Here is a 12,397-nt window from a genome sequence, read left to right on the forward strand (position 1 = left end):
CGCAGGTCCGCCGTGGGCGGCGCTCCGCTCCGGTGTCATCGTCGCTGTCATGGCGATGCCAACGCGGCCTCGGGGGGAACCATTCCCGCGATCGGTGACGACGCCCGATGCGCCCGCCCCCTCCCGTACGTCGGGGCAGGTTGGTAGCGTAGGGGCATGTTGCGTCATCTCGCCCGACCGCTGCTGGCCACCTGGTTCGTGTACGGAGGAGTGCAGTCCGTCCTCGAGCCCGAGAAGCGTGCCGAGCGCGCCGCCCCCGTGGTGGAGCCGCTGCTCGAGCAGGCGGGGGTGGAGGACGTCAAGACCACCGACCTCGTCAAGGTGCACGGCGCCGCCACGATCGCCGCCGCCTCGGTGCTCGCGCTGTCGCGGACGCCGCGCACCGCGGGTCTCGTGCTTGCGGGCCTCACCGCGGCGACCGTCGCCGTGGGCCGCCCCTTCTGGCTCGAGACGGACGAGGTCAAGAAGGAGCAGCAGATGGAGCTGTTCCTGAAGAACGTCTCCCTCCTGGGCGGCACGCTGCTCGCCGCCACCGCCGGGCACAATCCCAAGCGCAAGGAGAAGGCCAAGGCCAAGAAGGCCAAGGCGAAGGCGAAGAAGGCCCAGGTCGAGGCCAAGAAGACCCGCAAGGGCGCCGAGTTGACCGCCAAGACGAAGTGACGGCCGCGGACCTGCCCCGCGGCACCGGCCCGGGCCAGGTCTGGCCCGCCCCTGCCGCGCGCGGACCCCTGAATGCCACCGTCGAGGTGCCGGGGTCCAAGTCGCTTACCAACCGTTTCCTGGTGCTCGCCGCGATGGCCGATGCCCCGGTCACCATCCGGGGCGGCCTGGTGTCGCGCGACTCGGAGCTGATGATCGCCGCGCTGACCGCGCTGGGTCAGGACGTCGACGCGTCGGGCGACGCGTGGACCGTCACCCCCGGACCCGTGCGCGGCAACGCCTCCGTGTTCTGCGGCCTCGCCGGCACCGTCATGCGCTTCGTGCCACCGATGGTGCTGCTCGCCGACGGCCCCGTCGCGTTCGACGGCGACCCCGAGGCGCGCGTGCGCCCGATGGGTCCGCTGCTCGACGCGCTGCGGGCGCTCGGCGCCACCGTGGAGGACGAGGGGCGCGGCACGCTGCCGTTCACCGTCACTCCCCCGGCGGCGATTCCCGCCGAGGTGGACGTCGACTCGTCCGCCTCCTCGCAGTTCGTCACCGGACTGCTGCTGGTCGCGGCGCGGCTGCCGCAGGGGCTCACCGTGCGTCACACCGGCGCCACGCTGCCGAGCCTTCCGCACATCGACATGACCTGCGAGACGCTGCGCGCCGCCGGCGTGCGCGTGGACCAGCCCGACGAGCGCACCTGGATCGTCCACCCCGGCGCCCTGGAGCTTGGCGCCGTGCGGGTCGAGCCGGACCTGTCCAACGCGGGGCCCTTCATCGCCGCACCCCTCGTGGCCGGCGGGACGGTGCGCATCCCCGGATGGCCCTCGCAGACCACCCAGCCGGGAGCGCTGTTCCCGCAGATCCTGGAGCGCATGGGCGCCACCTGCACCCTCGACGGCGACGTGCTGTCCGTCAGCGCGCCAGGCCTCGGCGCCGGGGGCGCGGCGGGGATCGCTGGCATCGACGCCGACCTGTCCCCCGCCGGCGAGATCACGCCGACCATCGCTGCGCTGTGCGCGCTGGCCTCCTCGCGGTCGGTCCTGAGCGGCATCGGCCACCTGCGGGGCCACGAGACGGACCGCCTCGCCGCCATCGCTGCCGAGGTCGAGCGCATCGGCGGGCGCTGCGTCGCGGACGATGACTCGCTGACGTTCGACGGGCTGCCGGCCTCGGGCCTCGCCCCCGCCGCCATGGAGAGCTACCACGACCACCGCATGGCGACGTTTGCCGCGATCATCGGGCTCGCCGTCGCGGGCACCGAGGTGGTCCACGTGGGCACCACCGCCAAGACGATGCCCGACTTCCCGGCGATGTGGACGGAGATGCTCGGCGCGTGAGCGACTGGAGCCGCTACGACGAATCCGACGCCAAGGTCAGGCCGGGCAAGGGCTCGCGGCCGCGTTCCAAGAAGCGGCCCGCACACGCCGACGCCGTCCCCGGCACGGTGGTGGGGGTCGACCGCGGACGCTTCTCGGTCGAGTTGGATGACGACACGGCGCTGACCTGCGTCAAGGCACGCGAGCTCGGCAGGCGCGGGCTCGTCGTCGGCGACCGCGTGGGCGTCGTCGGCGATATCTCGGGGGCCGCGGGGACCCTGGGCCGCATCGTCAAGCGCGAGCCGCGCGCGACCGAGCTGCGCCGCACGGCGGACGACACCGACCCCACCGAGCGCGTGATCGTCGCGAACGCGCACCAGCTGGGCATCGTCACCGCGCTGGCGGACCCGGACCCCAACCCGCGCATGATCGACCGCTGCCTTGTCGCCGCGCTGGACGCCGGCATGGACGCACTGCTGGTGCTCACCAAGGGCGACCTCGCCTCGGGCGACGCGCTGCGCGCGGCGTACGAGCCGCTGGGGGTCACGGTGCTGGTCACGACCGTCACGCGCGAGGGCGACGACGAACGCCGGATCGCTGGCATCGAGGAGCTGCGCGAGCGGCTCACGGACCGCTCCACGGTGCTCGTGGGTTACTCGGGAGTGGGCAAGTCGACGCTCGTCAACGCGCTCGTGCCCGATGCGGGACGCGCCACCGGGCACGTCAACGACGTCACCGGGCGCGGCAGGCACACGTCGACCTCGGCGGTGGCGCTCGACCTCCCCGACGGCGGGCGCATCATCGACACCCCCGGCGTGCGTACCTTCGGGCTCGCCCACGTGGAGCCCCAGCACTTCGTGGAGGCGTTCCCCGACGTGGCCGAGGCTGCCGCGGAGCGGTGCCCGCGCGGCTGCCAGCACGAGTCGGCCGAGGCCGGCTGCGCGCTCGACGAATGGGCCGCCGGCGACGCCGACCGCGAGGCGAGGGTGGACTCGATCCGCCGCCTCCTCACGGCCCGCGCGGAGGCCGACGCCTACTAACCCTTTCCGTCAAATGGATCCATTTGTCTCGTCTAAGGCGATAAAAGAACCAAGTGGATCCAACTGACGGGTTTACGCGCAGGCGGCCACCGCCGACCACGGGCCCCACGGGCTCGCGCCGGGCTCCTGGCCCCGCGTCCACCACTGGGCGTCGTACGTCACTCCGTCGATGCTGACGGCGTCCCCCGGGAGATACACGGTGTCCGCATCCCACGCGGCGGCGCACTCGCCCACCGCGGGAGCGGCATCGGCCGTCCCGACGGCGACCCACGGGCCCCACGGGCTCGCGCCCGGCTCCTGCGCCCTGGTCCACCAGCGCGCCTCGTACACCGTGCCCTCGTGCTGCACCGTATCGCCGGCGACGTAGATCGTCGACGGGTACCAGGCATCGGGACCGGGCTCCGCGCCGGCGACCTCGGGAAGGAGCTCGATGACGGTGGGTGAGGGATTCGCGGTCAGGCGTGCGCCGGCATCGGCAGCCGCCTCGTCGGTGAGCTCGTACAGCCCGTGCATCTCAATCGACCCGTCGGCGGCGATCTCGGGCGTCAGCGCGTCGGCGTCGTTGGACACGAACCAGTCCTCGGTCACCCCCGCGCCGTCGAAGTGGTTGCTGGGGTCGGTCAGCAGCGACGTGTCGTCCTGGATGAGGCCCAGCACGTCCGCCTGCGGGTTGGCCCAGGAGATGACGCCGCTCGCGCGGTAGTCCGTGACCTTGGCGTTGGTCTCGAGGCGGATGCCGCGGTCGTTGGCGGCGGAGGTGACGTCCTCGAGCCGCACGTCGGGACCGGAGTTGGAGGTCACGCCGGTGCCGAGATTGCCGTAGCTGATGGCGTTGCGCAGCAGGTGGTCTCCGGGCATCGACTCGCCGCCGAGCTTGAAGCCGTTGCCCTCGCCGGTGCGGCTCGGGTCCTCGGTGAGCCAGCCGTTGTTGTAGGCGACCGACTCCTCGACCACCACGGTGCCGATGGGCCCGGTGGTGGACTTGGCGTAGAGGTCCCAGCCGTCGTCGATGTTGTGGTGAGCGATGTTGTAGCGGAACACGTTCCCCTCGCCCACGGTGAGCTTGGCGGCGAAGCCGTCAGCGTCGTTGCCGCCGGCGTCGGCGTTGTGGTGGGCGATCGAGGACACCACCAGGTTGTCCGAGGGCCACATCGACGGCGGCTCTGCCGACAACCCGGAGATCTGGATGCCGGTGTCGTGGTTGTGGTGGGACTCCACGCGCTCGACGATGTTGTGGTGGCCCTGCACGAGCATCGGCTTCGCCTTGTCCAGCGAGCCCGTGATCTCGAGGTTGTACACGTGCCACCAGTCGGCGCGCAGGTTGATGCCGCCGTCCGACGAGCCCGAAAGGTCGAGCACGGCGCGCTCACCGGGCTCGGACATCAGCACGATGGGGGCGGCCTCGGTGCCGTCGTGGCCACGGTCGGCGACGATCGCGCTCGTGGGCGTGTAGGTGCCGCCCTCCAGCACGATCTGCTGCCCGGCCTGTGCGAAGGCCACGGCCGTGTGGAGGTCGAGGGGCCGGGTGCGGGTGCCGTCGCCGTCGGCGGCGCCGTCGGGGGCGACCCACAGGGACTCGCCGGGCTCGCCGTAGGAGCGCACGGTCACCGTGACCTCCTCGTCGACGGGGTCCATCGACGCGAGGTCCTCGAACTCGCCCAGTTGCGGCTGGTCGACGTCGGGGATGGCGCGGGCCGTGAAGCGGTTCTCGCCCGGCTCGAGTGCGACGGTGCCGAGCGCCCGCTCCCCGGGGACGAGGGCGAGTCCGTCGACCACCACGTCGCCGTCGGCATCGAGGATCTGGCCGGTGCCGTAGAAGTCGGCCACGAGCGGGATGTCCAGCTCGCGCTCGGGGGTGGTCGACGTGACGTCGACCGTGAGCGACGTGGGCACCTGCTCGATGGGTCGCGGCTGGGCGGGCTCGTCATCGGAGGGGTCGATGGTGGTGAACTCCCAGTCGGTGACGGTGACGGCGATCTTGCGGGCCACGGCCATGCCGACGTAGAACGTGTCGCCGTCCTGCACCAGCAGCGCGTTGGGGTCGTACTCGATGACCTCGTGCACCTCGCCCCCGTCCGCGCTGCGGTCCCACACGGCGTGGAAGCCGGTGTTGGAGCGGCGCAGGGAGAGCGTGTAGGTGTCGCCCGTGGCGAACTTGGGGCCCGATGCCTCGGCCCGGTAGGCAGGGTCGAAGACCTCGGAGCCGCTCGCGTCGCGCGTGCCGGCGGTGTTGTCGTCGGTCGCGCCGGTGTAGCCGTTGACGAAGCGGGCGCCGGGCATGCCGTCGACGACGCTCGCGGTGCCCTCGCCGTAGCGGGTCACGAGGGCTCCGGCAGAGTTGAAGTAGCGGTCGGGCGAGGATCCGGCGACGAGGTCGTCGACGGCGATCACGCCGAACCCTGACTGGTTGTCCTTGGCCGCGGCGTCGTCGACGTGGAAGGTCGCGGTCAGGGTGAAGTTCTCGGTGGTCGGGTCGACGGCGGTGTAGAAGTACTGGAAGCCGTCCTCGGAGGAGGCGAGCTTGGTGGAGCTGGCGCGCGCATCGAACGTGATGGTGCCGTCGCCGTTGTCGGTGATCGAGCCGCCGGTGCCGGCGTTGGAGCCGATGTCCGCGCTGAGCCAGCGCTCGACCGCGGCGGCCACGTCGACCTGAGCCGCCGGCCCCGTCGCCGAGTCCTCGCCGCGGTGGGCGACGACGCGCGCCTGATAGGACGCGCCGGGGGTCAGGCCGGTGAGGTCGGCACTGGTGCCCGCCACGCCGGCGATGGCCTCGACGAAGCCGTCTCCCCCGTCGACCTCGACGGAGTAGGTTTCGGCCTCCTTCACGGCAGCCCAGTCGAGCGTCACGGTGGCGGCGCCGGCGGCGACCGCCGTGGTGAGGGAGCCGGTGACCTCGGGGCCCGCCAGGGGCAGGGAAAACGCGGGCGCGGCCACCGCATCGGACACGAGTGCGTCCGGCTCCCCCGCGCGGGTGAGAGCCACCTGCACCGTGTAAGAGCCCGAGGCCGGGGGCGTGAGGGCGAGGCTTGACGATGCCCCGTCGGTCGCGCTGAGGGCACGGTCGACGACGGTGCCCGCCGCGTCCGTCAGGGTGGCGCGGGCGAGGTCGGCTCCGTCGGTGCCGACAAGGCCCGTGGCGGTGACGAGCAGGCGGGAGGGGTCGTCGGGGTCGAGCACGACGGAGTCGACGACCGGTGCGGCGACGTCGGCCCACGCGGCACGGTCGACCGGCGCATCGGCGCCGAGCTGCAGGTAGTACACGTTGACGCCTGACGAGGGCGAGGCGATCCAGTACTCGCCCGCGGCGGGAACGTCGAGGGTCTCGGTCACGATCGGGGCGCCGTCGTCGTCGGCGAGCGCGGGGACGCGGTCCACCTCCGTGCCCGCCGCGTCGAACAACGCGAGGGCGCGGTCAGCGGTGCCGCTCGAGCTGCGCGCGTGAACGATGACCTCGGTGGAGCCGTCGGCGCTGAAGGCGACGGAGCGCTGGACGGAGTCGCCCGAGCCGTTGAGCTTGACGCGCTGGCTGTACACGTCGCCGCGGTCCGAGAGCCTGTCACTCGCGTCGACGGTCACGCCCTTGGCCGCGGTGGCGCGGAGCGTGAAGTCCCCCACCACGGTGTCGGAGGCGTACGCGCCCGGGGCGAGGTCGGAGGCGTCGAGCGCCCCGTCCGGCCCGGCCGCCGCGGCGGAGGTCATGCCCAGGAGGCTCAGTGCCGCGGCCGTGAGGACGGCGATCGGCGTGCGGAATCGTGCGACGGTCGGTGTCATGAATCTCCCCATTGAGAATCTCGAACGGCCGCGCCCTCGTCGTTGAGGACGGTCGGAAACCGGTTTCTCATACGGTAAGCGCATTCCGACGTAGGCGTCAAGTGTCGTTTTTGCCCCTCCCTCACGAGTCAGATGGATCCACTTGGTTCGCCTAGCGGCTTAGACGCACCAAGTGGATCCATTTGACGGAGGGCGGGGGCGGCGGGCGGCACACGCGGCACCGGTAGCCTGACGCCATGCAGCCCTCCGGAGTCCACGCCGACGACCTCCTGCTCGCCCTCGCCATCGCCGACGAGGTGGACGACCTCACCATGGCTAACGCCGACCCCGGCTCGCTCGCGGTCGAACTCAAGGCCGACGAGACCCCGGTGACCGCCATCGATCGCGCCGCCGAGGGAATCGTCCGCGACCGCCTCGCCGCCGCCCGGCCGGACGACGCGATCCTGGGCGAGGAGTTCGGCGCGAGCGGCGACAGCCCGCGCCAGTGGGTGGTGGACCCCATCGACGGCACCAAGAACTTCATCCGCGGCGTGCCCGCCTGGGCGACGCTGATCGCCCTGCTCGTCGACGGCGAGCCCGTCGTGGGAGTGGTGAGCGCCCCGGCGCTCGGGCGCCGCTGGTTCGCGGCCGTCGGCGACGGCGCGTGGCGCGGCCTGGGTCCGGCCGATGCGACGGCGCTGCGGGTCTCGACCACCTCCACCCTGGCGGAGGCGAGCGTCTCGTACTCCTCGCTCACCGGATGGGAGGAGCGGGGCCGCCTCGACGCCTTCCTCGAGCTCTCACGCACCGTGTGGCGCACGCGCGCGTTCGGGGACTTCTGGTCCTACATGCTTGTCGCCGAGGGCGCGGTCGACGCCGCGTTCGAGCCAGAACTCGCGCTGCACGACATGGCGGCGCTCGTCCCGATCGTCACGGAGGCCGGCGGCGTGTTCACCTCACTGGCCGGCGTCCCCGGGCCGCACGGCGGCGACGCTGTCGCGTCGAACGGCGTGCTTCACGAGGCGTTGGTGGACTCGCTGCGCCCCTAGGGCTCAGTCGGCGGCGGGTCCGGGAACCGCGGCGAGCTCGCCGGGGCCCCACCACAGCAGGTCGTGGTCGTCGAGGGAGTCCCGCGCGTCCTCGTCACCGGTCACCGCGGCGGCGACCGCGGCGGCCGCACCCGGCTCGTCGATGAACGCGCAGGCGATCTCCTCGAGCCCCACGCGCCCCGTGATCGCCACGGCGGCGGGGTGGTCTCCCGGCAGTTCCTCGACGTCGGCGCGGGGGTGGTCGGCCACGATGACGACCCGCAGCGGCGAGCCGAGGTCCGCGACCGACGCCCACGCTGCGGCGTCCCGCACCTGCTCCGCGATCTCCTCCTCGTCGTCGAGCGAGGAGATCTCCAGCATCCGATGGGTGAGGGCGTAGCCCCGCTCCGGGGTGAACAGGCCCCGGGAGATCTGCTCGAGGTCCGCGAAGGTCGCCGGCAGGTACACGCGCATGACGTCAGTGTGACAGCGCTGGCGAGGCCTGCGCGGGCGTCCGCGCCGGGGACACCGTGGTTTCGTCCTCCACGAGCGATCCGGCGAGGCCGGCGATGGCGCGCCTCAGCCGCGAGCGCGGCGCGCGTTCCACGAGCGTGCGGCCGGCAAGCGTCGCCGCATCGGCCGCCCTCGGGTCCCACGGGAGCGCCCACACGTGACCGATGCCCGCGTACCGCGCGAGGGCATCGGCCACCGCCTCCTCCGGCCGCGTGCCGGCGACCTCGGCACGCACTCGGTTGACGGCGACCACGGGGGCCGCCACCCCCGCCTCGGCGAGGTCGCCCAAACCCTGGATGAGGCGCTGAATCCCGAGCGGCTCAGCGGACCCCACCGCGACCACGGCATCGGCCGCCACGAGCGCCGACAGCGTCGCTCCGTGCCGCTGGGGAGCGCGCGTGTCATACGAGAGTTCCTCGTCGCGCTCGAGGCCGAAGCCGCAGTCGATGACGGTGACCGCCGCGGATTCGCGCATGGCCGCCCACACCTCGTCGAGCGCCGCGCCGGGAAGCTCCACCCACCGAGCCGGGCGCGAAATCCCCGTGACCACCCGCAGCCCGGGGCCGATGCGGGAGGCGTGGACGTCGACGTCGGCGGCGGACACCGCGCCGTGCTGCGCGATCCTGGCCAGCGCCGCGATGCCGGGCGCCTCGTCGAGCAGTCCGCACGCCTGGGCGATCGCACCGCCGTGGGTGTCGACATCGGCGACCAGCACCTCGTACCCGCGCGACGCGAGCTCGGCCCCCACCGTGAGGGCGACAGTGGTGCGGCCGGGCGCGCCGGTGGGCCCCCACACCGCGACGATCCGGCCGGCGGCCGGCGGGGCGGGCGGGGCAGCCGCCACCGGCGGAGGCGGCTCATCGCACAGGGCCGATGCGACGGCATCGGCCACCGTGGAGGCGTCGGCGTCGTGGGTGGCCACGGCAGTGACACCCAGCCGCCGCAGCTGCTCCCCCGCCTCGGGGGTACTGGGCAGGCCGACGACCCTGACCGCCTGGCCGCGAAGATCGGCGACCACCTCACGCGTCAGGCGCGGGTGGTCGGAGACGACCACGAGCGCGCCGACCCCCGCACGCGCGGCGCCGATCGCCTCGGCGAGGTCGGCACACCGGCGCACCACCGCGAGGTCGCGTCGCGAGGCAAGCGCCTGCGCCACCTCGGCCTCGCGCGCGCCGGAAATGGCGAGGATCACGCCTGGGACGCTCACGACGCGCCGCCCGATCCGAGCACGGTGACGTCCCCTCCCGAGGCGATCGCCTGCAGGAACGCCGCCACGTCATCGCGGGGGACGGCGACGTGGACCACCTGGTCGCCGGCGACCGCGAAGGCGCCCTCGGCCTCCTCCACCGCGGTCACCACGAGTTGCTCGCCGAGCGCCACGGTGGTGGCCTGGCCCGCGTCGTCGAGGGTCGTGAGCCACACGTCGACCACGGATCCGGTGCCGATGCCGCCGTCGAGCGGGAGGGCGGTCGTCACCGCCACGGCGCGCACCTCTGCATCGCCCTCCGCGGTCAGGGCGGAGGCAGGCACCAGCTCACCCTCGCCCACGGTGCGGGTGACGACCGCGCCGACGGGCGGCTCGCCGTCCGCCGCCACGTAGTCCTCGGCCGAGACGCGCACATGCGCCACCACCAGGTCGTCGGCGCTCACCACGGTGCCGGGAGGGAGGGTGTCGCGTGCCGCGTAGAAGGGAGCCGTAGCATCGGACGACCGCACGATGAGGGACACCGCCACCACCGACAACGCGATCAGGGCGACGCCGATGAGCAGCCGAGGATCGCGCCAGGTGGGGCGGCGCAGGCGCCCCACGATCGGCCCGGCATCGTTCATGACTGACCCCCCGGTGGATTCCGCCCGATGCCTCGTAAGAATGCCCCGTCGGGCGGCGCCAGGCAACCGCTGTGGACAAGTCGCGGGGGCGCCGGGGCGCCGTGACACAATGACGGCATGTCACCGCGCTTCCTGAAGATCGAGGATGTGCAGGAGGTCCTCAACATCTCCTCGCAGCAGGCGTACTCGCTGGTGCGCAGCGGAGAACTCGCGGCCATCCAGGTGGGCGGCCGCGGCGTGTGGCGGGTCGAGGAGACCGAGCTCGAGGCCTACATCGAGCGGCAGTACGCCGCCTCGCGCGCCCGCATCGCCAAGGACGCCTGACTCAGCGCGCGTCCTGGGAGCTGACGCGCACGATCGCGACCAACGGCACCGTCACGGTCGCCGCCCTGTCCGCGACGTCCGCGTGGTCGGCCCCGACGGCGACGACGAGCCCCGCCGCCTGACCAGTCCTGGTCACAACCGACACTCGCGCCCGATCGCGGGCGAGGGCGCGCAGCGCATGCGCGAGGGTGAGACGCCGCTCGACCGCGCCCCGGTGCGCGGCGGCGGCACCCAGACCCTCGACGGCGTCGACGGCCCTCAGCGGGATGACGTGCTCGCGCCCGAGATCGTCCCCCATCAACACCCACTCGTCCGCCACATCCCTTAGGTCGCCCTGGCACCAGGCGCCGTCGACAGTGCGCAGCCGGACCGTCGCGCCGAGCGCCGCGGCGCAACGGTCGGCGAGCGTGACACTCGCACGCTCGGAGCGTTCGCGCGCCGACACCTCGGCACGCCACTGCGCCGCCTCGTCGGCGTCGAGCCGTCCCGCCATGTCGGCGAAGAGCGCATCCCATCGCATGGCCCCACGCTAGCGACCGCTGTCCACCGTTGACGGGTTCCGGTGGACAGGCCCGGCCGACCAAGGTAGACCTAAGAACATTAAAAGGCATCAAACGGCATCAAAAGGAGCCATCATGAGCCACGTACGACTCGCCTCAGCCTCCGCCAAGAACCCGGCACAGTCACCTTCACCGGCACCGAGCCTCGGGACGCGGCTCGGTGCCGTGGCGGCCCTCGTCGGGCTTCCCACCCTCGCCGCAGTGCTCGTCTGGGTGGCATGGGCCGATGGCGCGGCTCCCCTTGAGATCGACGCGCTCGTCGTGCGCGCCGTCGCCGCGATCGGCGCCCTCGCGTGCGCCTGGCTCGCGCTGTCGGCCGCGGCCCTCGCCCTCGCACCGGCGCCCGTGCGTCGCCGTCTCGAGCGGCACTCGCCCGCCATCCTGCGACGCCTCGTCGCCATCGCGATCGGGGCGTCGGCGGCCGCCGGGGTGGCCCTGCCCGCCGCCGCGACGGCCGGATCCGGGGCGGGCTGGGTCGACCCTCCGCCCGCCACGAGCGATGTCGCCTCCACGCAGGGACCGGCGGTTGCCTCGGCCGGGTGGGTGCCGCGGACCACGGCGGCATCGGGCACCTTCGCGGACTCCCGCCGTGCCCAGGTGCTCGCGGGGGCAGTCGTCGGCACGCGCGATGCCGGCACGTCGGCCACCCCGAGCGAATCGGGCGGCGCACCGCGCGCGGCCTCACCCCAGGCCGTCGCCCCGCACGCCACCCCACCGACGACGGCCGCGCCGCAGACCGTGACCGTGCGCTCGGGCGACAATCTGTGGGAGCTCACCGCGACAGCGCTCGGCACCCAAGACGCCGCCGTGATCGCCGCCTCGTGGCCGCTTCTGTACGAGGACAACAGGGAGGCGATCGGCGACGATCCCTCGCTCATCCGGCCGGGCACCACGCTCACGCTGCCGCCGGAGTGGTCGCGGTGACCGCGACGGCGGGGGCGGTGGGCGCCCCGAACGCGCCGGGCCTGGCCTCGGGGCCGCACTCCCCACGAGCGAGCGTCTACGCGCGCCACCACCGACCGTTGGGCGACCCCGCTCCCCTCGCGTGCACCCTCGCCAAGGCGGTGGTCGAGGCCGTCACGGGCGGGGCCGACCTCACCACGCTAGCCAGGTGGATCGACCCCGTGGTACGCGCGTGCCTGGCGCGCCAGCGCACGCTCGCCAGGCGGCGGGCCGTGCTCGCGGCGGCGGGGCCCGCGTCGCAGGGTCCCGATGACACCGCCAGTGCGCCGGCCACGGTGCTGCGCGCACGCGTGTGCCGCACCGCCGCGGGCGCCGCCGAGGTCTCGGCGGTCGTCCACGACGGTCAGCGCACGCGCGCTGTCGCGATGAGGTTCGAGGACCAGCACGGCCGCTGGCTCGCGACCGTCATCGAGGTCCTGTAACGC

Annotated in this window: 12 protein-coding genes; 7 read left to right on the plus strand and 5 right to left on the minus strand. The window is 73.3% G+C overall.

All coding sequences use genetic code 11. From position 1 onward, the window contains the following. Positions 1–156: 156 nt before the first annotated feature. Genes B7K26_RS02590 through rsgA form a run of 3 tightly spaced genes read left to right on the plus strand, consistent with a single transcriptional unit; the run spans position 157 to position 3,004 of the window. Positions 157–660: a hypothetical protein gene (locus B7K26_RS02590; protein WP_084077108.1), complete on the plus strand. Its 504-nt coding sequence runs from the start codon at positions 157–159 to the stop codon at positions 658–660. Next, positions 657–1,985, plus strand: a complete 1,329-nt coding sequence (gene aroA, locus B7K26_RS02595) for a 3-phosphoshikimate 1-carboxyvinyltransferase (RefSeq protein WP_084077109.1) — start codon at positions 657–659, stop codon at positions 1,983–1,985. Before B7K26_RS02590 ends, aroA begins: the two co-directional genes overlap by 4 nt. Continuing rightward, positions 1,982–3,004 (plus strand): ribosome small subunit-dependent GTPase A, encoded by a 1,023-nt coding sequence (gene rsgA, locus B7K26_RS02600; RefSeq protein ID WP_084077110.1) that lies wholly within the window; start codon positions 1,982–1,984, stop codon positions 3,002–3,004. The genes aroA and rsgA overlap by 4 nt, the downstream gene beginning before the upstream one ends. Before the next feature lie 72 nt (positions 3,005–3,076). On the opposite strand, the gene B7K26_RS02605 is transcribed toward rsgA, so the two are convergent. Next, positions 3,077–6,775 (minus strand): carbohydrate-binding protein, encoded by a 3,699-nt coding sequence (locus B7K26_RS02605; protein ID WP_084077111.1) that lies wholly within the window; start codon positions 6,773–6,775, stop codon positions 3,077–3,079. Between the two features lie 236 nt (positions 6,776–7,011). Between B7K26_RS02605 and B7K26_RS02610 the strand changes: the two genes are divergently transcribed. After that, positions 7,012–7,803 (plus strand): inositol monophosphatase family protein, encoded by a 792-nt coding sequence (locus B7K26_RS02610; protein ID WP_084077112.1) that lies wholly within the window; start codon positions 7,012–7,014, stop codon positions 7,801–7,803. 3 nt (positions 7,804–7,806) lie between these two features. Here B7K26_RS02610 and B7K26_RS02615 read toward each other — a convergent pair whose 3' ends face one another. From B7K26_RS02615 to B7K26_RS02625, 3 genes are read right to left on the minus strand one after another with little or no spacing between them, the layout of a single operon-like run. Then, positions 7,807–8,256, minus strand: a complete 450-nt coding sequence (locus tag B7K26_RS02615) for a DUF6912 family protein (RefSeq protein WP_084077113.1) — start codon at positions 8,254–8,256, stop codon at positions 7,807–7,809. A 4-nt stretch (positions 8,257–8,260) separates the two neighbouring features. Beyond that, on the minus strand, positions 8,261–9,487 hold the full coding sequence (locus B7K26_RS02620) for a hypothetical protein (protein WP_084077114.1): 1,227 nt from the start codon (positions 9,485–9,487) through the stop codon (positions 8,261–8,263). 11 nt (positions 9,488–9,498) lie between these two features. Continuing rightward, a complete protein-coding gene (locus B7K26_RS02625; RefSeq protein WP_084077115.1) occupies positions 9,499–10,125 on the minus strand; it encodes an SAF domain-containing protein in 627 nt (208 codons plus the stop codon). Between the two features lie 117 nt (positions 10,126–10,242). On the opposite strand from B7K26_RS02625, the gene B7K26_RS02630 reads away from it, so the two are divergent. Beyond that, positions 10,243–10,449, plus strand: a complete 207-nt coding sequence (locus tag B7K26_RS02630) for a helix-turn-helix domain-containing protein (protein ID WP_084077116.1) — start codon at positions 10,243–10,245, stop codon at positions 10,447–10,449. Between the two features lies 1 nt (position 10,450). Here the strand turns inward: B7K26_RS02630 and B7K26_RS02635 are convergent, their stop codons facing one another. Next, entirely contained in the window at positions 10,451–10,969 is a 519-nt protein-coding gene (locus B7K26_RS02635; protein ID WP_084077117.1) for a hypothetical protein, read from the minus strand. A gap of 115 nt (positions 10,970–11,084) precedes the next feature. On the opposite strand from B7K26_RS02635, the gene B7K26_RS13000 reads away from it, so the two are divergent. Next, positions 11,085–11,933 (plus strand): LysM domain-containing protein, encoded by an 849-nt coding sequence (locus tag B7K26_RS13000; protein WP_200810927.1) that lies wholly within the window; start codon positions 11,085–11,087, stop codon positions 11,931–11,933. Further along, positions 11,930–12,394: an Rv3235 family protein gene (locus B7K26_RS02645; RefSeq protein ID WP_159449581.1), complete on the plus strand. Its 465-nt coding sequence runs from the start codon at positions 11,930–11,932 to the stop codon at positions 12,392–12,394. Before B7K26_RS13000 ends, B7K26_RS02645 begins: the two co-directional genes overlap by 4 nt. Positions 12,395–12,397 lie beyond the last annotated feature (3 nt).

The sequence above is a fragment of the Demequina sp. NBRC 110057 genome (assembly GCF_002090175.1).
In the GTDB taxonomy this organism is placed as follows: Bacteria; Actinomycetota; Actinomycetes; order Actinomycetales; family Demequinaceae; genus Demequina.